Genomic DNA, 20,548 nt, shown 5'->3' with positions numbered 1-20,548 from the left:
TGAGGAGGCGGCCATCGTTTGCGGCACCTACGTCAGCGGCGCGAAAACGAGGGGAACAACACAATGAACTTCGCACTGACCGAAGAACAGCAGATGATCGTCGATACGGTCAGGAGCTTCGTCGAAACGGAAATCTATCCGCATGAGGACGAGGTCGAGCGCACCGGCGTAGTGCCGCGCGAACTCGGTCAGGAGATCGCCCGAAAATGCAAGGAGATCGGCTTCTTCGGCTGTAATTTCCCGGAGGAAGTCGGCGGCGCCGGTCTCGATCACACCTCCTTCACCCTGGTCGAGCGCGAGCTTGGCCGCGGCTCCATGGGCCTGACCGTCTTCTTCGGTCGCCCCTCTGGGATCCTGATGGCCTGCAACGCCGAGCAGCGCGAAAAGTACCTGCTGCCGGCCGTCAAAGGTGACAAGTTCGATGCGCTTGCGATGACCGAGCCGGACGCCGGCTCGGACGTGCGCGGCATGAAGTGCTTTGCCCGCAAGGACGGCGACGACTGGATCGTCAACGGCACGAAGCATTTCATCAGCCACGCCGACATCGCCGATTTCGTCATCGTCTTCATCGCGACCGGCGAAGAGGATACGCCGCGCGGCCCGAAGAAGAAGATCACCTGCTTTCTCGTCGATCGCGGCACGCCCGGCTTCGAGATCCGCAAGGGCTACAATTCCGTGTCGCACCGCGGCTACAACAACTGTGTCCTGACCTTCGACGATTGCCGCCTGCCCTCCGCCCAGATCCTCGGCGAGGTGCACAAGGGTTTCGACGTCGCCAACGACTGGCTGTTCGCCACCCGCCTGACGGTGGCGGCGACTTCGGTCGGCCGTGCCCGTCGCGCCTTCGACTATGCGCTGAATTACGCCGCCGAACGCAAGCAGTTCGGCAAGCCGATCGGTGCCAACCAGGGCGTCTCCTTCAAGCTCGCCGACATGATCACCGAGATCGACGCCGCCGACCTCCTGACCCTTTCGGCCGCCTGGCGGCTCGATAACGGCCTGCCCTCGAACCGCGAGATTGCGTCCGCCAAGGTTTTTGCCACCGAGATGCTCGCCCGCGTCACCGACGAGGCGATCCAGATCTTCGGCGGCATGGGCCTGATGGACGACCTGCCGCTCGCCCGCTTTTGGCGCGACGCTCGCGTCGAGCGCATCTGGGACGGCACGTCTGAAATCCAGCGCCACATCATCAGCCGCGACCTGCTGCGGCCGCTGGGAGCGTGATCGGCCGATGATACGCTCCCTCGACCGCCTCATCCGCCCGCGCACCATCGCCGTCTTCGGCGGCAAGGAAGCCCGGCGTGTCATCGAGCAATGCGACAAGATGGGCTTTACCGGTGAGATCTGGCCAGTGCACCCGCGCGAAGCCGAAATCCTCGGCCGCAAGTGCTATCGCTCGGTGGCAGAACTGCCAGGCGCACCGGATGCCTCCTTCGTCGGCGTCAACCGGCAGCTGACGATCGATATCATCCGCGATCTTGCGAGCCGCGGCGCCGGCGGCGCCGTCTGCTACGCCTCCGGCTTTCGCGAGGCGGCAAGCGAGCTTGACGACGGCAACGACATGCAGGAGGCGCTGGTGGCGGCTGCCGGCGACATGCCGATCGTCGGGCCGAATTGCTACGGCTTCATCAACATGCTCGATGGCGCCCTGCTCTGGCCGGACCAGCACGGCATGCAACGCGTCGAAAAGGGCGTCGCGATCCTGACGCAGTCCTCCAACATCGCCTGCAACATTTCGATGCAGACGCGCGGTCTGCCGCTTGCCTATGTCATGACTGCCGGCAACCAGGCGCAGACGGGCCTCTCCGACATCGCCTGCGCCGTGCTCGAAGACCCGCGCGTCACCGCCGTCGGCCTGCATATCGAGGGTTTCGACAGCGTTGTTGCCCTCGAGCGGCTGGCGACGCGCGCGCGCGAACTCGGCAAACCGGTCGTGACGCTGAAGGTCGGCAAGTCGGAAGCGGCGCAGCTTGCGACGGTGTCGCACACCGCATCGCTTGCCGGCAACGACCGCGTCTCCTCGGCGCTTCTTGCCCGCCTCGGCATCGGCCGAGTGGACACGTTGCCGGCGCTCTTGGAAACGCTGAAGCTGCTGCATGTGGCAGGCCCACTCGAGAGCAACGACATCTCCTCGATGAGCTGCTCCGGCGGCGAGGCCTCGCTGATGGCGGATGCCGGCGAGCGCTACCGGGTCAATTACCGGCCCTTGCGCGACGAGCAGAAGAAGCCGCTGAAGGATGCGCTCGGCGAGATGGTGACGATCGCCAACCCGCTCGACTACCACACCTTCGTCTGGGGCAACCGCGAGAAGCAGACCACCGCCTTTACCGCCATGATGAAGGGCGGCTACGCGATCAATCTGCTCGTGCTCGACTTCCCGCGCCTTGACCGCTGCGACCCGGCAGACTGGGAAACCACCTGCCATGCGGTGATCGACGCGGCCCGGGCAACGGGTGCCCGCGCCGGCATCGTCGCCAGCCTTGGCGAAAACATGCCGGAAGCCACCGCCCTCTTCCTGATGAAGGCGGGCGTCGTACCCTTCTTCGGCATCGAGGAGGCACTGGCAGCCATCGAGACGGCCGCCGACATCGGAGCCGCCTGGGCCAAACCCGCCCCGCCCCGCCTGCACGATGGCGGTGTCGCCGCTGCCGGTGAAGCCATCACGCTCAGCGAACACGAGGCCAAGGTGGAGCTTGCTGCCGCCGGTCTGACCGTGCCGAAGGGCAAGACCGCAGCAACCGCCGAAGAAGCCGCAGACGCTGCCGAAGCGCTCGGTTTCCCGGTCGTGCTGAAAGGCCTCGGCGTCGCCCACAAGACCGAAGCGGGTGCCGTGAAACTCAACCTTGCGAGCCGCGCGGACGTCCTTGCGGCGGCCAAGGCCATGGCCGCCGTCACCTCCGGGTACCTTGTCGAGAAGATGGTGGCGAAACCGGTCGCCGAGCTCATTATCGGCGCCACGCGCGACCCCGTCGCCGGCCCGGTTTTGACGATCGGTGCCGGCGGCATCCTCGTGGAACTGCTCGATGATTCCGCCATCCTGACGCTGCCGACGACGCCGGAAGCGATCGGGGAAGCAATCGGCGGGCTGAAGATCCGCAAGCTGCTCGACGGCTATCGCGGCGCGCCTGCTGCCGATTACGCCGCTTTAACCGCGGCTGTCGCGGCAGCGGCATCCTATGTCGTTGCAAACGCTTCGAAACTCGAAGAACTGGATATCAATCCATTGATGGTGTTGCCGAACGGTCAGGGTGCCGTTGCCGCCGACGCTCTCATTCGCCGGAGGAACTGACCCTCATGACCGGACCTATCCTCACACGCCGCGAAGGCGGTATTCTGGAAGTCACGATCGACCGGCCGAAGGCGAACGCCATCGACCTGAAAACCAGCCGGGTCATGGGCGAGATCTTCCGCGACTTCCGCGACGACGACAGTCTACGTGTCGCGATCATCACCGGCGCCGGTGAAAAATTCTTCTGTCCGGGATGGGACCTGAAGGCTGCTGCCGACGGTGACGCGGTCGATGGTGACTACGGCGTCGGCGGCTTCGGCGGCATGCAGGAACTGCGCGATCTCAACAAGCCGATCATCGCCGCGATCAACGGCATCTGCTGCGGCGGCGGCCTCGAGATCGCGCTTTCGACCGACCTGATCCTTGCCGCCGAACACGCGACCTTCGCGTTGCCCGAAATCCGCTCCGGCACCGTTGCCGATGCTGCCTCGATCAAGCTGCCGAAGCGCATCCCCTATCACATCGCCATGGACATGCTTCTGACCGGCCGCTGGCTCGACGTGCAGGAAGCCCACCGCTGGGGCTTCGTCAACGAGATCCTGCCGGCGGGCAAACTGATGGAGCGCGCCTGGGAGCTCGCCCGCCTGCTCGAAAGCGGCCCGCCGCTGGTCTATGCGGCGATCAAGGAAGTGGTCCGCGCCGCCGAGGGCGAAGCCTTCCAGACGACCATGAACAAGATCACCCAGCGGCAGTTCAAGACCGTCGATATTCTCTATTCGAGCGAAGACCAGCTGGAGGGCGCGCGCGCCTTCGCGGAGAAGCGCGACCCCGTGTGGAAGGGTCGCTGAGACCGAACGAGAATGCGTGCGGTTTCCGCCCGCAACGCGCTTCGAACAGCACCGCCGACCCTTGGCGGCGTAGGCAACAGAGCCGGATGACCGGCACCGGAACGTGACGAGACGCGCGGGCAACATCGCGCGCCATTAAACACGTGTCCATAAGCCACGCTTATGGAAATAAATTGTAATTTAGGGCGTTACAACAAGAGTTCCAGCGATTACGCTTATCGATCTGAACGAAGGACGCCCGGCCAGAAGGAAGGAGAGACAAGAACCCGGAAGAAAACAAGCGGCCCTCCGGCCCAGTCCGAAGCCATCGATACAATGGCTGTACGCAGCAATCTCTACCAACCACAACGAACGGCGAATGCCGACGAGAAAAGGGAACAGGGGAATGAGCGATTACAAGGATTACCTCACACGACAGGTCATGCTCGGCAAGATGAACCGGCGCGAGTTTTTGGGCCGCGCGGCAGCAGCCGGCATTCTCGCCTCGACGGCCGGCACTTTGTTTGCCACCAGCGCTGCAGCGCAGGAGCCGAAGCGCGGCGGTCACCTGAAACTCGGTCTCGAAGGCGCTGCCGCCACCGACTCGAAGGACCCGGCCAAGGCGCTGTCGCAATTCATGTTCGTCGTCGGCCGCAACTGGGGCGACATGCTCGTCGAAAGCCACCCGACGACCGGCGCGCCGGTGCCGGCACTCGCCGAATCCTGGGAGCCCTCGACCGACGCGTCGACCTGGACCTTTACCATCCGCAAGGGCGTAAAATTCCACGACGGCAAGGAGCTGACGCTCGACGACGTCATCAAGACGCTGCAGCGCCACACCGACGAAAAGTCTGAATCCGGCGCGCTCGGCGTGATGAAGTCGATCAAGGAAATCAAGGCCGACGGCGACAAGCTGGTGCTCGTGCTGACCGAAGGCAATGCCGACCTGCCGCTGCTTCTGACCGACTATCACCTCATCATCCAGCCGGGCGGCGGCATCGACAAGCCGGACGCAATGATCGGCACCGGCCCCTTCAAGGTGACGAGCTTCGAAGCCGGCGTTCGTGCCACCTTCGAGAAGAATGCCGACGACTGGCGCACCGACCGCGGCTATGTGGACTCGGTCGAGCTGATCGCCATGAACGACGCCACGGCCCGCATCGCCGCGCTTTCCTCCGGCCAGGTGCACTACATCAACCGCGTCGATCCGAAGACGGTCAACCTTCTGAAGAAGGCGCCGACGGTCGAGATCCTGAACACGTCCGGCCGCGGCCATTACGTGTTCATCATGCATTGCAACACCGCACCCTTCGACAACAACGACCTGCGCATGGCGCTGAAATATTCGATGGACCGCGAGACCATGGTCCAGCGCATCCTCGGCGGCTACGGCAAGGTCGGCAACGACTTCCCGATCAACGACACCTACGCCCTCTTCCCCGAAGGCATCGAGCAGCGTGCCTATGATCCGGACAAGGCGGCCTTCCACTACAAGAAATCCGGCCACAGCGGTCCGGTACTGCTGCGCACCTCCGACGTCGCCTTCCCGGGTGCTGTCGATGCAGCGGTGCTCTACCAGGAAAGCGCCAAGAAGGCGGGCATCGAGATCGAGGTCAAGCGCGAGCCGGGTGACGGCTACTGGACCAACGTCTGGAACGTGCAGCCCTTCTCCACCTCCTACTGGGGCGGCCGTCCGACCCAGGACCAGATGTACTCCACCGCCTATCTTTCGACCGCCGACTGGAACGACACCCGCTTCAAGCGTCCGGATTTCGACAAGATCCTGCTCGAGGCCCGCTCTGAACTCGACGAGGCCAAGCGCAAGGACATGTACCGCACCATGGCCATGATGGTGCGTGACGAAGGCGGCCTGATCCTGCCGATGTTCAACGACTTCGTGAACGCCTCCACCAAGCAGGTGAAAGGCTACGTGCACGACATCGGCAACGACATGTCGAACGGCTATGTCGCAACCCGGGTATGGCTGGACGCATGATGATGGAAAGCGGACCGCTCACTGGTCCGGTTCCGACGGATGGAACCGCGGGTGCAACACACCCGCGGTCTGCCGAACTTTCCGGAGTACCAGCAAAACCCAACCCTGCCACCAATCCCTCGAACGGTGAAATCGGCGGCACCTTCTGGCGGCGCTTCACCTTCCGCCGCCCGCTCGCGGCGCTGATCCTGCAGCGCCTCGGCTTGAGCGTCGGCCTTCTCTTCGCCGTATCGCTGATGATCTTCGGCGGCATCGAGGCGCTTCCCGGCGACTTCGCCACCACCTATCTCGGCCAGTCGGCAACGCCGCAGGCGGTCGAAAACATCCGCAAGGATCTCGGCCTCGACCGGCCCTGGACCGAACGCTACGTCTCCTGGCTCGGCGGCGCTGTCCAAGGCGATTTCGGCACCTCCTGGGCGAGCAAGAATTCGGTCGGCGAGCAGATTTCCAAGCGCCTCGGCAACTCGCTGTTCCTTGCCTTCTTCGCAGCCCTCGTCTCCGTACCGCTCGCCGTCGGCCTCGGTATGCTGGCGGTGCAGTTCCGCAACCGGCTGCCCGACAAGATCATCAACGTCGTCTCGCTCGCGGCGATCTCGCTGCCCGAGTTCTTCGTCGGCTATCTCCTGATCATGTTCTTCGCCGTCAAGTACGGCGTCGCGACCTTCCCCGCGACCGTCTATGACAGCATGAGCTTCACCGAACGTCTCTCGGCGATCGCGCTTCCCGTCGCGACCCTCGTTCTCGTCGTTCTCGCCCACATGATGCGCATGACCCGCGCGGCGATCCTCAACGTCATGTCGTCGGCCTATGTCGAGACGGCGGAGCTGAAGGGCCTCGGCATGTTCCGCATCATCGCGCGTCACGCCGCCCCCAATGCGGTGGCGCCGGTCATCAACGTCATTGCGCTCAACCTGGCCTATCTCGTGGTCGGCGTCGTCGTGGTCGAAGTGGTCTTCGTCTATCCGGGCATGGGCCAGTATATGGTGGATGCGGTGACCGTGCGCGACATGCCGGTCGTTCAGGCCTGCGGTCTGATCTTTGCCGCCTTCTACATCTTCCTGAACATGGCGGCCGACATTCTCGCGATCATCGCCAACCCGAGACTGAGGCATCCGCGATGAACCTGAGATCCATCCCCTTCAGCGCCTGGATCGGCATCGCCGGCATCGCGATTGCGATCTTCTGCGCCCTCTTTGCGCCTGTCATCGCCCCCTTCGGTGAACGCGACGTGGTCGGCGACGTCTGGCTTCCGGCCGGCGGCGACTTCCTGCTCGGCACCGACAATCTCGGCCGCGACCTGCTGTCGCGTCTGATCTATGGCGCCCGCACCACCATCTTCGTGGCATTTGCGGCAACCGTGCTTTCCTTCTCGCTCGGCATGATCCTGAGCTTCACCGCCGCTGTTGTCGGTGGTTTCACGGACCAGCTGTTTTCCCGCTTCAACGACCTGATGATGGCGATTCCGACGCTCATTTTCGCCCTCGTCGTTCTCGCCGTCCTGCCGCAGCATCTGTGGATCCTGATCCTGGTGATGGCGGTACTCGACAGTACCCGCGTCTTCCGCATCGGCCGCGCCGTGGCGCTCGATGTCGCGGTCATGGAGTTCGTCGAGGCGGCAAGGCTGCGTGGCGAAGGTTCGCTCTGGATCATCTTCCGCGAGATCCTGCCGAACACGCTGTCGCCGCTCTTGGCCGAATTCGGCCTGCGCTTCGCCTTCTCGATCCTGTTCCTCTCCACCCTCTCCTTCCTCGGCCTCGGCATCCAGCCGCCGGCAGCCGACTGGGGCGGCATGGTCAAGGACAACAAGGACGGCATCATCTTCGGCATTTCGGCAGCGCTCATCCCCGGTGCTGCGATCGCGACGCTCGCGATCTGCGTCAACCTTGTGGTCGACTGGCTGATGAAGAGAACCTCCAGCCTCAAGGGAGGACGCGGCGATGCCTGAGATGCTCTCCGTCAAGAACTTGAAGATCGAAGCGACCAGCTACCCGCCGGGCGAACCGCCGAAGGTCGTCACCCTCGTCGAGGGCGTCTCCTTCGACGTTCAGAAGGGCAAGGTGCTCGGCCTCATCGGCGAGTCCGGCGCCGGCAAGTCGACCATCGGCCTTTCGGCGCTCGCCTATGGCCGCGGCGGCGTGCGCATTACCGGCGGTCAGGTCCTGCTCGACGGCAAGGACATTCTGACGCTCGACAAGAACGGCATCCGCTCGATCCGCGGCGCCCGCGTCTGCTACGTCGCGCAATCGGCAGCGGCCGCCTTCAATCCGGCGCATCGGCTCGGCGACCAGGTGATCGAGGCGTCGCTCCGCCACGGCATCATGAGCCGCGAGGAGGCTAAGAAGCGGGCGCTCTATCTCTTCCGCGTGCTGGGCCTGCCCAATCCGGAAACCTTTGGCGAGCGCTATCCGCACCAGGTCTCCGGCGGCCAGCTGCAGCGCGCCATGACCGCCATGGCGCTCTGCCCCAACCCGGAGCTGATCGTCTTCGACGAGCCGACGACCGCGCTCGACGTCACCACCCAGATCGACGTGCTCGCCGCGATCAAGCATGCGATCGAAGAGACGCACACGGCAGCCCTCTACATCACCCACGACCTCGCCGTCGTCGCCCAGATCTCCGACGACATCATGGTGCTGCGCCATGGCAAGACGGTGGAATACGGCTCGACGAAGCAGATCATCGAAGAGCCGCGCGAGGAATACACCCGGGCACTCGTCAGCGTCCGCCAGACGAAACGCGAGGAAGCCGCCGACCAGACCGGGACGCAGTTGAAGATCGAGCATATCAGCGCCGGCTATGCCAACGGCTTCAAGGTGCTGCATGATGTCTCGATGCATCTGCCGAAAGGCCAGACACTGGCGATCGTCGGCGAAAGCGGCTCGGGCAAGTCCACCCTTGCCCGCGTCATCACCGGGCTTTTGCCGCCGACCGAGGGGCGCATCACCTTCGAGGGCAAGGAGCTGCCGCGGGCGCTGAAAGGCCGCAGCAACGACGAGCTCCGCCGCATCCAGATGATCTACCAGATGGCCGATACGGCGATGAACCCGCGCCAGACGGTGCGAGACATCGTCGGTCGACCGCTCTCCTTCTACTTCGGCATGCACGGCCAGAAGAAGACGGAGCGGGTCAAGGAACTGCTCGACCAGATCGAAATGGGAACGCGTTTCCTCGATCGTTATCCGGCCGAACTTTCGGGCGGCCAGAAGCAGCGCGTGGCGATCGCAAGGGCGCTCGCCGCCAAGCCGGAGCTGATCCTCTGCGACGAGCCCACCTCGGCACTCGATCCGCTTGTGGCCGAAGGCATCCTGAATCTGCTTCTGAAGCTTCAGGAGGAAACCGCTGTTTCCTATGTATTTATCACCCACGACATCGCCATCGTGCGGGCGATCGCCGACAGCGTCGCGGTCATGCATCGCGGCCGCCTCGTGCGCTTCGGGCCGAAGTCGAAGGTGCTGTCGCCGCCCTTCGACGACTACACGGACCTGCTGTTGAAGTCGGTTCCGGAGATGGAAATCGGCTGGCTGGAGCGGGTGCTGAAGACACGCCGCATGGAAAGCGCCGGCAACTGAAAAACGAGACGGCGGCACGATCGCGTGCCGCCGTCTCATGCCTTCGTCAGGCAAGCTCAGCGTTGCCAGAAGGCCTTGCTCGTCTCTGCGCGAACCTCAGCCCTCGTCATCCCGATATCCTTGAGCCGCTCCGGATATTGATCGGCCATAAGCTGAAGTTGCTCGCGGACGCGAACGCGGTCCTCCCAGACGACAAGGATCCGGAAGGGATCGTGGCGGCCGAGGCTGTCGGCCAGATGCTTGGCCGGCTGGTTGAGATCAAGCCGGACGGCATGATAGAAATCGGACATTCCCGAAAGCAGGCTGCTCATCGCCGTTCCCACCTCTTCCTGCCCCTCAGGGCGTTGAAACATTGTCGGAACTCTAGGCCCGTGGAACGCGTCCCACATCGCGCAGCTGCTGTGTTTTCCTCTCCTGCATTTGTAGTATTTTGCCTGCAGCACCGCGCGCCCCGTTGGACGCGCAAGAGGCACTGTGGCACCTTGCCTTATGTCGCCATTGAAAACGGCCCGGTCAGATGGCAGGAAGCAGCCATGAACCGTATCCCGACACCACAGGTCGCCACCGAAGCCTTGTCAGACCGCGAGCGCGCCGTGGCCGAGCGTTTTGCCGCCGGCCTGACCTATCGCGAAATCGGCGGGGCGCTGTTTATCGCGCCGTCGACGGTGCGCACGCATCTGGCGACGATCTACGGCAAGCTCGGCGTTCGCAACAAGATCGAGCTTGCCGCCTCGGTCGCGCAGATGGTGGCCGGCAGGACGGCGACCGAGGCGGTCGCGCCGTTGCGCGACGCCGAGCCCGCCTCGCCGACGCTCGCCGTCTTTCCCATTGAAAGCCTCAATCCGGAGGAGCGCTGGCGCCGTTTCGCCGACGGGCTGTCATCCGACATCTGCGTCGATCTCGCGCGCTTCGCCGATCTGCCCGTGATCGCCTTCCACACAATGAAGCTGCTCGGCAACCGGCCGGAAAGCTTCGAAGACCACGTCCAGGCGGTCGGCGCCACCTATGCCATCACCGGGCAGCTGCGCGCGGACGACCGGCGGGTCCGCCTGACGATCCAGCTTTCCGATACCCGCACCGGCATGACGCTCTGGAGCGAGCGCTACGAGCGCACGATGGAGGACTTGCTGACGCTGCAGGACAGCCTCACCGAAAGCGTCATCAACGTGCTCGCCGGCTGCTTCGGCACGCTGGCCGCCATCGGCCGTAAGGCGAGCCGGCAAAAGCCGCCGGGCAGCCTGCAAGCCTATGACTACTTCCTGCTGGGCGTCGAACAGCACAATCGCTTCAGCCCCGATGGCAACGCCGCCGCCATGCAATTGCTGACGCGCTCGATCGAGCTCGATCCGGGGCGGGCGCGCGCCTGGACCGAACTTGCCTATGCCCATTCCATCCAGGCGGCGAACGGCTTCGGCGACGACCTCGAAAGCGCAAGAAAGAACTGGCGCAGCGCCGCCGAGGAGGCGCTGCGGCTCGATCCGACGGATCCGGCCGGCCATACCTGTATCGGCGATTTCAAAGCCTGCATCGGTGATCTGGCGGGTGCCGCCGAGGCCCACGCCCGGGCGCTCGAATATGGCAGGAACAACGCCGATACGCTGGCGCTGCTCGCGGGAGCCAAGGCCCTGATCGTCGGCGATCCCGCCGACGGGATTCCCTTCATCGAGCGCGCCCTCTCGCTCAACCCGCTCGGCCCTCCCTGGTACCACGGCATGTTCGCGCGCGTTCTCTTCGTCGTCGGGCGCTATCGCGCGTGCTTGTCCGCGCTTGAAAAGAGTTCGCAGGAATCGCCGAACACACTGATGTTCCAGGCGATGGCACACGCGTACCTTGGCGAGATGGAGGAAGCGGCAGAGGTCGTATCGCGGCTGCAAACCCAGTTCCCGTCGTTCACGGTCGAGGGCTTCATTGCCGGCTATCCCATCTCCAATCCGCCGGCGCTTTCGGCCGTTCGGGAGGGTGCCCGGTTGGCCAGGCTCGTCTGACGATAGCTGTCACTTCTGCCGGCAATCGACGTCGCCCACCCTCTGCGCCGCCTCGCCTTCGAAGGTCACCGTCGCCTCGCCCTTGGCCGAGCAGTCGCCCTTTTCGCCGCTGCCGGCGCGGAAGTGCACCACCGGCTGGCCTTCGACCATGATGCTCGGCACCACCTCGTAGAGTTCCGGCGGGCAATTGGCGACATCGGAAAGCCTGAGCGCCGGCTGCCCGCCGATCATCACGCTGGACGCACCCGAAAGCGCACAGGACGGGATCGGCGCCCGTGCCTCCTCGGCCTTTGCCGGTGACATCGGCAATGCGAAGCAAAGGCAGGCGATAGCGGCCAAAGCAGATTTCATGATCCCCTCCTCGATCGGTGCGTTCGGCGAAACCTACCACATGGCGACGCCGCCTCAATATTCGGTCGGCACGGTCAAGAGCTCGGCATCGGGCGTATCGAGGAAGGCTCGCACCGTCTGCGGCAGGTGCCGCGAGCCGAAGGACAGCACGCCGCAGCGTGAGAGCATCTGCCGCAGATCCGGCTGCGCCCCGAGCGAGCGCCAGATCATCCGGGACGCGTAAGGCAGGTTTTCCTTGCGCCAGGAGACCCCCATGGTGGTGCCGCGCAGATAGACCCGCTGATGCACTTCGAACGGCAGAAGGATGGTCTGCGCCAGCATCGGCTCGCGCCCGATGCTGCGCTCGGCGATGAAGATGCGGTTTCGCCAGAGAGTGACGAGGCCGACATATTTTGAGAACTGCTGGATCTCGTTTGCGGGATCGCGGATGCGCTCGATCGATTTCACCCGGATCGAGCCTGCCTCCTCGTAGATCCGCGCGCAGGAGCAGACGACCAGCCCCGGCCAGGAGAGCGACACGTGATAGGTCTGGTAGTAGCCGACATGGCGCCGGAGGCCCGCGATGTCGCCCGGGAAACCCTCAAGCAGCAGGCCGGCATCCGAGCGGTCCCGATCGGGGCGCGTCATGCGCGCCTCGAACTGTTTGGCCGGCAACGCGAAGTCTTCGGCCGAAAGCCCGAAGAAGCGGGCAATGCGCGCCACATTGTGCGCCGATGGCCGCGCCTCGCCACCGATGTAGCGGTTGAACTGCTGGCGGTTAATGCCGATTTCGCGGCAGATCTGCGAAATCGACCGTCGCGTCGCACAGGCAAACTTGAGATTGGCGGCGAAGATGTCGATGTCCTGCACGATGCTTTTCGAACCCCATTCAACGCGCTTCCAATCCCTGTCGAACAGGAAGCATTCAGGTAGCGTAAAAGAGCGTAAAGAAGCGTCAAGTCGCGAAATTGTGTGCCGGTCGGCAAACGCTAGGTTTTCCCTAACAAGCATCACTCCAAAGGGAACCCTAGAATGACCGAATTCACGAAGCGTCCTGACGGCCTCCTTATCCCCGCGAGCCTTGCCTCGACCGGCCTCAGCCGGCGCGGCTTCCTGGCCGGCACGGCAGCATTGGGCCTTGCGGCCGGTTTCGGCGGCACGCTCGCCGCCACGGACGCAAGGGCTCAGGAGCCGAAGCGTGGCGGCCATCTGAAGCTCGGTCTCAAGGGCGGCGCCACGACGGACTCGCTCGACCCGGCCGCCTATAGCGGTTCCGTTTCCTTCGTCATCGGTCACCTCTGGGGTGATACGCTGGTCGAATCCGACCCGAAGACCGGCGCGCCCCTGCCGGCGCTTGCCGAATCTTGGGAGCCCTCGGCCGATGCGTCCGAGTGGACCTTCAAGATCCGCAGCGACGTGAGCTTCCACGACGGCAGCAAGCTGACCGTTGCCGACGTCGTCGCCACGCTGAAGCGCCATGCGGACGAAGGCTCGAAGTCCGGCGCGCTCGGGCTGATGCGCTCGATCAAGACGATCGAGGAGAAGGCAGGCAGCCTGGTGCTGACGCTCACCGAAGGCAATGCCGACCTGCCGCTGCTTCTGACCGACTATCACCTGATCATCCAGCCGAAGGGCGGCGTCGACAATCCGGCCTCGCCTGTTGGTACCGGCCCCTACAAGCTTGCAAGCTACGAGGCAGGCCTGCGCGCCACCTTCGAGAAGAACGCCGATGACTGGCGCTCGGACCGCGGCTTCGTCGACAGTGTCGAGATCATCGTGATGAACGACACGACGGCGCGCATCGCAGCACTTTCTTCCGGCCAGGTCCACTTCATCAACAACATCGACCCGAAGACCGTGCCGCTCCTGAAGCGCGCCCCGCGCGTCGAGATCCTCAGGACCTCCGGCAAGGGCTTCTACAGCTTCCTGATGCATTGCGACACCGCGCCCTTCGACAACAACGACCTCAGACTGGCGCTGAAATATGCGGTCGATCGACAGGCGATCCTCGACCGGGTGCTCGGCGGCTTCGGCACCCTCGGCAACGACTATCCCGTCAACGGCAACTATGCGCTGGCACCCGAAGGCATCGAGCAGCGCGCCTATGACCCGGACAAGGCGGCCTTCCACTTCAAGAAGTCCGGCCATGACCGGCCGATCCTGCTGCGCACCTCCGACGCCGCCTTCCCGGGTGCTGCCGACGCCGCGGTGCTCTTCCAGGAAAGCGCCAAGAAGGCGGGCATCGAGATCGAAGTGCGCCGCGAGCCGGAAGACGGCTACTGGACCAATGTCTGGAACGTGCAGCCCTTCTGCGCCTCCTATTGGGGCGGCCGGCCGACGCAGGATTCGCGCTACTCGACCTCCTATCTCTCGACCGCCGAATGGAACGACACCCGCTTCAAGCGCGAGGATTTCGACAAGCTCCTGCTGCAGGCCCGCTCCGAGCTCGACGAGGCCAAGCGCAAGGAAATGTACCGCACCATGGCGATGACCGTGCGCGACGAAGGCGGCCTGATCCTGCCCGTCTTCAACGATTACGTGAACGCCGCCTCGGCTTCGCTCAAGGGCTTCGTCGACGACATCGGCAACGATCTCTCGAACGGCTACGTCGGCAGCCGCGTCTGGTTCGACAGCTAAGCCATTGCGACGAATGCCGGACGCGGGCTCGCGTCCGGCATTTCCCGAGAAAACAAAGAGATCGTTAGAACCACATGTCAGAGCGCGAATTCACAGTCATCGAAAACGAATGGATCCGGCTGAAGGACGGCACCGAGCTTGCCGCCCGCATCTGGATGCCGGCCGGCACGGAGGCCGATCCGGTTCCGGCCGTGCTCGAATACCTGCCCTACCGCAAGCAGGGCGGCACGAGCCTGCGTGACGAATCCACCTATCCCGTGTTTGCCGCCGCCGGCATTGCCGGCGTGCGCGTCGACATCAGAGGCTCCGGCGAAAGCGAAGGCGTGATCGACGGCGAATATACGCCGCGCGAGCTTTCCGACGGTTGCGAGATCGTCGAATGGATCGCCGCCCAGCCCTGGTCAAACGGCAAGGTCGGCATGATGGGCATCTCCTGGGGCGGCTTCAACTGCCTGCAGGTCGCGGCCTTGAAGCCGCCGGCGCTGAAAGCCGTCATCTCCATCGCCTCGACCGTCGACCGCTACAACGACGACATCCACTACAAGAACGGCTGCCACCTCTCCGCCCAGCTGTCCTGGGCGGCGACCATGCTCGGCTACCAGTCGCGCTCGCCGGATCCCGCCATCGTCGGCGACCGTTGGAAGCAGATGTGGATGGAGCGGCTGGAGAAGGAGCCCTTCTTCATGGAGGAATGGCTGGAGCACCAGCGTCGCGACGAATTCTGGCAGCACGGATCGATCTGCGAAGATTTCGACAGGGTTGGGATCCCCGCGCTGGTCATCGCCGGCTGGGCCGACGGCTACCGCAACACGCCCTTGAAGGCGGTCGAAGGCCTTGGGGACAAGGCCAAGGCGCTGATCGGCCCCTGGGTGCACAAGTACCCGCATTTCGCCTTTCCGAAGCCGCGCGCCGATTTCCACGGCGAGGCGATCCGCTGGTGGAACCGCTGGCTGCGCGACGAGGAAAACGGCGCCGAGAACGAGCCACAGGTGCGCGCCTATATTCTCGACGGGCCCCGCCCGTCGCTCCGGCGTGACAGCGATCCCGGCCGCTGGGTGGCGAAGGACGCCTGGGCAACGCCGGAAATGCATCTCTTCGGCATCTCCCATGACGGCCGGCTGACGCCGTCGGCCGGCGGCACCGGCATCGGCGAGGTCTACCTGAAATCGCCACTCGATACCGGCACGGCATCCGGCGAGTATTTCACGCTGAAGCCCGATGCCGAAATGGCCGGCGACCAGCGCATCGACGATGCCGGCTCACTCACCTTCGAGACGGCACCGCTACTGGAAGCCGCCGACTATCTCGGCCAGCCAACGCTGACCGTCGACGTCACCTGCCAGGAGCCGACCGCCAATCTCGCCGTGCGCCTCGTCGACGTGCATCCGGACGGTACCGCCACCCGCGTCGCCTTCGGCGTGCTCAACCTTTCGCATCGCGACGGCAACGCCCAGCCGCGCGCCATGGAGCCCGGGCGCAAGACGCGCATCACGCTTACGCTCGATGCCTGCGGCTACCGCTTCCGCGCGGGCAATCGCATCCGGGTGTCGCTCTCGACCTCCTATTGGCCGCTGATCCTTCCCCCCCCGACCGATCCGGGTCTTTCGATCGACACAGCAAGCCTCTCGCTCGCCCTTCCCCTGCTCGGCGCCCACAGGGAGATCGCCGTGCCCGAGCCGGAGAACCCCGACCCGCTGCCAAAGTATCGCGAGCTGACGCGCGGTACTTCGAGCCGCACCGTCGAGCGCGACATGACCCACGGCATGACCCATTACCGTATCTACGAGGACACCGGGCTTTCAGAACATCCGGATACGGGCCTTGCCACCCAGGATATCCGCGACGAGACCTGGTCGATCGCACCGGACGACCCCTCGTCGATGATCGGAACCTCGACCTGGACCTGTGTTGCCAAGCGCGAGGGCTGGTCTGTGCGTACCGTCTCGACCTCGACGCTCCACTGCACGAAAAGCGAGTGGATCACCGAGGCGGAGGTCGTCGCCTATGAGGGCGAGACACGGATTTTCGAGAAGCATTTCAAGAAGCGCATCCCCCGCGACTTCATGTGAAGGGCACGGGCGGCCGGTTCCAACGCGCTGCCCCGCCCCCGCATTGACATCTCACACAAGTCATTGTACCAATCGGTAAAGAGTTTACTGATTGGTACAACCATGCGCCATTTCTTCTCGCGTCATCAGCCTCCCGTTCATATCAACCGCGGCTTGATTGCCGGCATCGGCGGCCTCGTCGCCATCGCCGCCGTCGGCGCCCTCACAGGCCTTGTCGGCCACCCCATGTTGATGGCGCCCTTCGGCGCCAGCTGCGTGCTGATCTTTTCCGTCACGGCGAGCCCGCTGTCGCAGCCGGCCAACGTCGTCGGCGGCCACTTCGTTGCCACCCTCGTCGGCCTGATCCTCAGAACCGTCTTTCCGAATGAATGGTGGGCGGTCGCCATCGCCGTCGGCGCGGCGATCGCGCTGATGGCGGCATTGCGCATCACCCATCCGCCGGCAGGCGCCAACCCGCTCGTCGTCTTCGCCGCCGATCCCGGCTTCGAATTCCTGCTCTTCCCGGTGCTGACCGGCTCGCTTATTCTCGTCGCCGTTGGCGCGCTGTTCCACCGTTTCGCCAAGGTCGAGTATCCGCTGGTGAGGAAGCCCGCATGAGCCGCGTCGTCGCTGAGCGAAAGGACGTGATCGCCATGCTTGCGGAAATCTTCCGCGAGCACGGTTATGACGGCACCAGCCTCAGCCTGATCACCGAGAAGACCGGGCTTGGCAAAGGCAGCCTCTACCACTTCTTCCCCGGCGGGAAGGAGGAGATGGCAGAGGCCGTGCTTGGCGATATCGCCGCCTGGTTCCGCACGCACATCTTCGAGCCACTACGCAATGCGGAAGACCCGGCCGCAGCGCTGGACGCGATGTTTGCCGCCGTCGACGGCTACTTCCGCCAGGGCAGACGCCTCTGCCTGATGGGGATAATCGCCACGAGCGGCGCACACGACCGCTTCGCCCGCGAACTCAACCGCTATTTCTCCGATTGGCGTGCCGATCTATCCGCAACGCTTGAACGCGCCGGCACACCGGCCGCCGAGTGCGACGGCCTTGCCGAGGAAATCGTCGGCGGCATCCAGGGCGCGCTGATCCTTGCCCGAAGCCTCGAGGACCCCGGCGCCTTCGTCCGGGTGCTGGCCCGCCTCAAGGCGCGCCTGCCCGTATCATCGTAAAAGCAAGCGACCACCCTTCCTCCCCCGCCCAAATTGACAAAAATCAGATCGCGGCTTGAGCCTGCCTTGACAATCGCCTTTTCGCACGGATATTAACCGCTAAGTTAAATAACTCTACGGTTAAAGACTGGGCGTATTGGGGCGCCCAGAGGAGGAGGATTCATGACAGCGGCCACCGCAAACGCAGCACGCAAGGATATCAGCCTGGAAATCGTGCGCGACTTCGAGGCGCCGATAAACCTCGTCTTCAAGGTCTGGTCGACGCCGGAGCACCTGTTGCGCTGGTGGGGACCGCAGGACTTCACGCCGCATTCGGTCAACATGGACTTCCGTCCGGGCGGGGCCTGGCGCGCCTGCATCCGCTCGCCCGAAGGCCAGGACTATTGGATGAGCGGCATCTTTCGCGAAGTGCGCGAGCCCGAGAAGCTGGTCTTCACCTTCGCCTGGGACGAAGACGGCGAGCCCGGCAGCGACACGCTGATCACCGTTTCCTTCGCCGATATCGGCGGCAAGACGCGGCTCACCTTCCAGCAAACACCATTCGAGACCGTCGAAGAGCGCGACTCGCACCAGGATGGCTGGGGCGAGTGCCTCGAGCGGCTCAGGGATTACGTCGACCATGTCTGAGATTTCGAACCTTGAAACCGAAAACGCGCCCGGTCCGAAGGCGACCCGGCGCGAATGGATCGGGCTCGCCGTGCTGGCGCTGCCCTGCATGCTCTATTCCATGGACCTGACGGTGCTGAACCTCGCGGTCCCGCAGCTTGCCGAACAGCTCAAGCCCTCGGCCGCCCAGCTTCTCTGGATCATCGATATCTACGGCTTCATGGTCGCAGGCTCGCTGATCACCATGGGCACGCTCGGCGACCGCATCGGCCGCCGGCGCCTGCTGATGATCGGCTCGGTCGCCTTTGGCCTGGCGTCGATCTTCGCCGCCTTCGCCTGGAATGCCGAGACGCTGATCATCGCGCGCGCGGTGCTTGGTGTCGCGGCAGCAACGCTTGCGCCCTCCACCCTCTCGCTCATCCGCAACATGTTCCTCGACGACCGCCAGCGCACGTTTGCGATCGGGGTGTGGATCGCCAGCTTCTCGGCCGGCGGCGCCATCGGCCCCGTGGTCGGCGGGCTGATGCTGTCGCAGTTCTGGTGGGGCTCGGTCTTCCTGCTCGCCGTGCCGGTCATGGTGCTGATCCTCATCCTCGGGCCGATCCTCCTGCCGGAATTCCGCGATCCCGAGGCCGGCCGGATCGATCTCGTCAGCGCCGCCCTGTCGCTCGTCGCCGTGCTTTCGGTGATCTACGGCATGAAGCACATCGCCGAGGCCGGGTTCGATACGATCGCAGTCTTCTTCATCCTGCTCGGCATCGTCGTCGCGATCCTGTTTGCGCGGCGCCAGCTTCGTCTCGCCGATCCGCTGATCGATCTGGCGCTGTTCAGGACGCCGGCCTTCAGCGCCGCCCTTGGCGTCAATATCCTCGGTCTCTTCGTCGGCTTCGGCGCCTTCCTGTTCGTGGCGCAGTACCTGCAGCTGGTGCTCGGGCTCACGCCCTTCGTCGCCGGTCTCTGGTCGGTGCCGACGGGTGTGGCGATGATCGTCGCCTCGATGACCGTGCCTATGCTTGCCACCCGTTTTGCCGCCTCCAACCTGATTGCAGCGGGCTTCGTGCTGACGGCGATCGGCTTTGCCATCTGCACCCAGGTCGGCACCACAAGCAGCCCGCTTCTCGTCACCACAGGCCTCGTGGTGCTCTGCCTCGGTTTTGCACCGGTCGGCACGCTGACGACGGATATGATCGTTGGCTCTGCCCCGCCGGAGCGCGCCGGCGCCGCCTCGGCGATCTCGGAGACCAGCTTCGAGTTCGGCGGCGCGCTCGGCATTGCCGTGCTCGGCAGCCTGCTGACCTCGGCCTATCGCGGCCGCATGGACCAGCTGGTGGTCACCGGCCTGCCGGAGGAAACCGTTGCCGCCGCCCGGCAGACGCTCGGCGGAGCGGTCGCGGTGGCTGCCGACCTGCCACCTGCAGAAGCCGAACGGCTGCTGACGGCGGCGCGCGACGTCTTCACTCAGTCCTTCGCCTTCACCGCCTCGATCTGCGTGCTGCTATCGCTCGGCACCGCACTCATCGCCTTCCTGCTCCTGCGCAAGGCCAGCGATGACGGTGACGGCAAGGCGCAGGTGGCCGCCGATCAGCCGGCTGCTTCGGGCAACGCCGGTTAACGGTGCCCGGCGCCAGGCCGGAAACGCAAAGTAGCGCAATATCAAGCGGCGCCGGCCATATGGCCGGCGGGCGATGATCTGCGTCCAATCCCAGGGAGGAAACCGATGAAGAAGCTCTATCGCGGCAGCTGCCATTGCGGCGCCATCGCCTTCGAATGCCAGCTTGATCTCGCCGAGGGCATCCGCCGCTGCAACTGCTCCTTCTGCGCCAAGACGCGCATGCAGAAGGCCTTTGCGCTGCGCGAAGAATTCGAGATCACGTCAAGCAAGGACCGGCTGACGAGCTACCGGGCCGACAATTCGAGCTGGATCGAAGGCGACGTCGATCATTATTTTTGCAGCCGCTGCGGTGTCCGGCCCTTCTCGCGCGGCTACCACAAGGATTTCATCGGCCATTTCTACGCGGTCAATGTCGCCTGCCTCGATGGCGTCAGCGACGCGGAACTCGCCGAGGCGCCGATCATCTACGAAAACGGCCGCGATGACGACCACTTCAACGCGCCCGCCGACACGCGCTTCATGTGAGCGCAC

18 protein-coding genes are annotated in these 20,548 nt (G+C 64.5%); 15 read left to right on the top strand and 3 right to left on the bottom strand.

Annotated features, from left to right (window positions below):
- The first annotated feature begins 63 nt into the window (after positions 1-63).
- From ASE71_RS19640 to ASE71_RS19610, 7 genes are all read left to right on the top strand, one after another.
- Positions 64-1,224 carry an acyl-CoA dehydrogenase family protein gene (locus ASE71_RS19640; protein ID WP_029742617.1) on the top strand — a complete coding sequence of 387 codons (1,161 nt, stop codon included), beginning with the start codon at positions 64-66 and terminating at the stop codon, positions 1,222-1,224.
- Between the two features lie 7 nt (positions 1,225-1,231).
- The gene (locus tag ASE71_RS19635; RefSeq protein ID WP_034792136.1) at positions 1,232-3,289 is read left to right on the top strand and encodes an acetate--CoA ligase family protein; all 2,058 of its coding nucleotides are present in this window, start codon (positions 1,232-1,234) and stop codon (positions 3,287-3,289) included.
- A gap of 5 nt (positions 3,290-3,294) precedes the next feature.
- Positions 3,295-4,077: a carnitinyl-CoA dehydratase gene (locus tag ASE71_RS19630; protein ID WP_029742615.1), complete on the top strand. Its 783-nt coding sequence runs from the start codon at positions 3,295-3,297 to the stop codon at positions 4,075-4,077.
- A gap of 385 nt (positions 4,078-4,462) precedes the next feature.
- Complete coding sequence (locus ASE71_RS19625) at positions 4,463-6,052, top strand: ABC transporter substrate-binding protein (protein WP_029742614.1); 1,590 nt, start codon at positions 4,463-4,465, stop codon at positions 6,050-6,052.
- Positions 6,037-7,173, top strand: a complete 1,137-nt coding sequence (locus ASE71_RS19620) for an ABC transporter permease (protein ID WP_060515884.1) — start codon at positions 6,037-6,039, stop codon at positions 7,171-7,173. Before ASE71_RS19625 ends, ASE71_RS19620 begins: the two co-directional genes overlap by 16 nt.
- A complete protein-coding gene (locus ASE71_RS19615; protein WP_029742612.1) occupies positions 7,170-7,997 on the top strand; it encodes an ABC transporter permease in 828 nt (275 codons plus the stop codon). Before ASE71_RS19620 ends, ASE71_RS19615 begins: the two co-directional genes overlap by 4 nt.
- Entirely contained in the window at positions 7,990-9,621 is a 1,632-nt protein-coding gene (locus ASE71_RS19610) for an ABC transporter ATP-binding protein (protein ID WP_034792132.1), read from the top strand. The genes ASE71_RS19615 and ASE71_RS19610 overlap by 8 nt, the downstream gene beginning before the upstream one ends.
- 56 nt (positions 9,622-9,677) lie before the next feature.
- Here ASE71_RS19610 and ASE71_RS19605 read toward each other — a convergent pair whose 3' ends face one another.
- Complete coding sequence (locus ASE71_RS19605) at positions 9,678-9,974, bottom strand: DUF1127 domain-containing protein (protein ID WP_127889278.1); 297 nt, start codon at positions 9,972-9,974, stop codon at positions 9,678-9,680.
- Between the two features lie 180 nt (positions 9,975-10,154).
- Here ASE71_RS19605 and ASE71_RS19600 point away from each other — a divergent pair, with 180 nt between their 5' ends.
- Positions 10,155-11,606 (top strand): LuxR C-terminal-related transcriptional regulator, encoded by a 1,452-nt coding sequence (locus ASE71_RS19600; RefSeq protein ID WP_060515883.1) that lies wholly within the window; start codon positions 10,155-10,157, stop codon positions 11,604-11,606.
- Positions 11,607-11,615: 9 nt separating this feature from the next.
- Here ASE71_RS19600 and ASE71_RS19595 read toward each other — a convergent pair whose 3' ends face one another.
- Together ASE71_RS19595 and ASE71_RS19590 are read right to left on the bottom strand one after the other, a co-directional pair.
- Positions 11,616-11,957 carry a PAAR domain-containing protein gene (locus ASE71_RS19595; protein ID WP_060515882.1) on the bottom strand — a complete coding sequence of 114 codons (342 nt, stop codon included), beginning with the start codon at positions 11,955-11,957 and terminating at the stop codon, positions 11,616-11,618.
- A 54-nt stretch (positions 11,958-12,011) separates the two neighbouring features.
- Positions 12,012-12,806 (bottom strand): helix-turn-helix domain-containing protein, encoded by a 795-nt coding sequence (locus tag ASE71_RS19590; protein WP_029742607.1) that lies wholly within the window; start codon positions 12,804-12,806, stop codon positions 12,012-12,014.
- A 162-nt stretch (positions 12,807-12,968) separates the two neighbouring features.
- On the opposite strand from ASE71_RS19590, the gene ASE71_RS19585 reads away from it, so the two are divergent.
- From ASE71_RS19585 to ASE71_RS19555, 7 genes are all read left to right on the top strand, one after another.
- Positions 12,969-14,573: an ABC transporter substrate-binding protein gene (locus tag ASE71_RS19585; protein ID WP_060515881.1), complete on the top strand. Its 1,605-nt coding sequence runs from the start codon at positions 12,969-12,971 to the stop codon at positions 14,571-14,573.
- 74 nt (positions 14,574-14,647) lie between these two features.
- Positions 14,648-16,642 (top strand): CocE/NonD family hydrolase, encoded by a 1,995-nt coding sequence (locus ASE71_RS19580; protein WP_060515880.1) that lies wholly within the window; start codon positions 14,648-14,650, stop codon positions 16,640-16,642.
- 102 nt (positions 16,643-16,744) lie between these two features.
- On the top strand, positions 16,745-17,239 hold the full coding sequence (locus ASE71_RS19575; RefSeq protein ID WP_029742604.1) for an HPP family protein: 495 nt from the start codon (positions 16,745-16,747) through the stop codon (positions 17,237-17,239).
- Positions 17,236-17,799 (top strand): TetR/AcrR family transcriptional regulator, encoded by a 564-nt coding sequence (locus tag ASE71_RS19570; protein WP_060515879.1) that lies wholly within the window; start codon positions 17,236-17,238, stop codon positions 17,797-17,799. Before ASE71_RS19575 ends, ASE71_RS19570 begins: the two co-directional genes overlap by 4 nt.
- A 162-nt stretch (positions 17,800-17,961) precedes the next feature.
- On the top strand, positions 17,962-18,426 hold the full coding sequence (locus ASE71_RS19565) for an SRPBCC family protein (protein ID WP_034792113.1): 465 nt from the start codon (positions 17,962-17,964) through the stop codon (positions 18,424-18,426).
- Positions 18,419-20,017 carry an MFS transporter gene (locus ASE71_RS19560; protein WP_060515878.1) on the top strand — a complete coding sequence of 533 codons (1,599 nt, stop codon included), beginning with the start codon at positions 18,419-18,421 and terminating at the stop codon, positions 20,015-20,017. The genes ASE71_RS19565 and ASE71_RS19560 overlap by 8 nt, the downstream gene beginning before the upstream one ends.
- A gap of 105 nt (positions 20,018-20,122) precedes the next feature.
- Complete coding sequence (locus ASE71_RS19555; protein ID WP_060515877.1) at positions 20,123-20,542, top strand: GFA family protein; 420 nt, start codon at positions 20,123-20,125, stop codon at positions 20,540-20,542.
- Positions 20,543-20,548: the final 6 nt, after the last annotated feature.

This window comes from Ensifer sp. Root954 (assembly GCF_001429005.1).
Classification (GTDB): Bacteria; Pseudomonadota; Alphaproteobacteria; order Rhizobiales; family Rhizobiaceae; genus Ensifer; species Ensifer adhaerens.
The sequence above is the reverse complement of the archived record's forward strand: the minus strand, read 5'-3'. Positions and strand labels throughout refer to the sequence as shown.

What these genes read in the sequence shown, in the direction of transcription:
- ASE71_RS19580 (WP_060515880.1), top strand. Translation starts at nt 14,648, where the DNA reads ATGTCAGAGCGCGAATTCACAGTCATCGAAAACGAATGGATCCGGCTG.
- ASE71_RS19605 (WP_127889278.1), bottom strand. Translation starts at nt 9,974, where the DNA reads ATGTTTCAACGCCCTGAGGGGCAGGAAGAGGTGGGAACGGCGATGAGC.
- ASE71_RS19585 (WP_060515881.1), top strand. Translation starts at nt 12,969, where the DNA reads ATGACCGAATTCACGAAGCGTCCTGACGGCCTCCTTATCCCCGCGAGC.
- ASE71_RS19565 (WP_034792113.1), top strand. Translation starts at nt 17,962, where the DNA reads ATGACAGCGGCCACCGCAAACGCAGCACGCAAGGATATCAGCCTGGAA.
- ASE71_RS19615 (WP_029742612.1), top strand. Translation starts at nt 7,170, where the DNA reads ATGAACCTGAGATCCATCCCCTTCAGCGCCTGGATCGGCATCGCCGGC.
- ASE71_RS19620 (WP_060515884.1), top strand. Translation starts at nt 6,037, where the DNA reads ATGGCTGGACGCATGATGATGGAAAGCGGACCGCTCACTGGTCCGGTT.
- ASE71_RS19625 (WP_029742614.1), top strand. Translation starts at nt 4,463, where the DNA reads ATGAGCGATTACAAGGATTACCTCACACGACAGGTCATGCTCGGCAAG.
- ASE71_RS19640 (WP_029742617.1), top strand. Translation starts at nt 64, where the DNA reads ATGAACTTCGCACTGACCGAAGAACAGCAGATGATCGTCGATACGGTC.
- ASE71_RS19635 (WP_034792136.1), top strand. Translation starts at nt 1,232, where the DNA reads ATGATACGCTCCCTCGACCGCCTCATCCGCCCGCGCACCATCGCCGTC.
- ASE71_RS19600 (WP_060515883.1), top strand. Translation starts at nt 10,155, where the DNA reads ATGAACCGTATCCCGACACCACAGGTCGCCACCGAAGCCTTGTCAGAC.
- ASE71_RS19570 (WP_060515879.1), top strand. Translation starts at nt 17,236, where the DNA reads ATGAGCCGCGTCGTCGCTGAGCGAAAGGACGTGATCGCCATGCTTGCG.
- ASE71_RS19575 (WP_029742604.1), top strand. Translation starts at nt 16,745, where the DNA reads ATGCGCCATTTCTTCTCGCGTCATCAGCCTCCCGTTCATATCAACCGC.
- ASE71_RS19630 (WP_029742615.1), top strand. Translation starts at nt 3,295, where the DNA reads ATGACCGGACCTATCCTCACACGCCGCGAAGGCGGTATTCTGGAAGTC.
- ASE71_RS19560 (WP_060515878.1), top strand. Translation starts at nt 18,419, where the DNA reads ATGTCTGAGATTTCGAACCTTGAAACCGAAAACGCGCCCGGTCCGAAG.
- ASE71_RS19610 (WP_034792132.1), top strand. Translation starts at nt 7,990, where the DNA reads ATGCCTGAGATGCTCTCCGTCAAGAACTTGAAGATCGAAGCGACCAGC.
- ASE71_RS19595 (WP_060515882.1), bottom strand. Translation starts at nt 11,957, where the DNA reads ATGAAATCTGCTTTGGCCGCTATCGCCTGCCTTTGCTTCGCATTGCCG.
- ASE71_RS19555 (WP_060515877.1), top strand. Translation starts at nt 20,123, where the DNA reads ATGAAGAAGCTCTATCGCGGCAGCTGCCATTGCGGCGCCATCGCCTTC.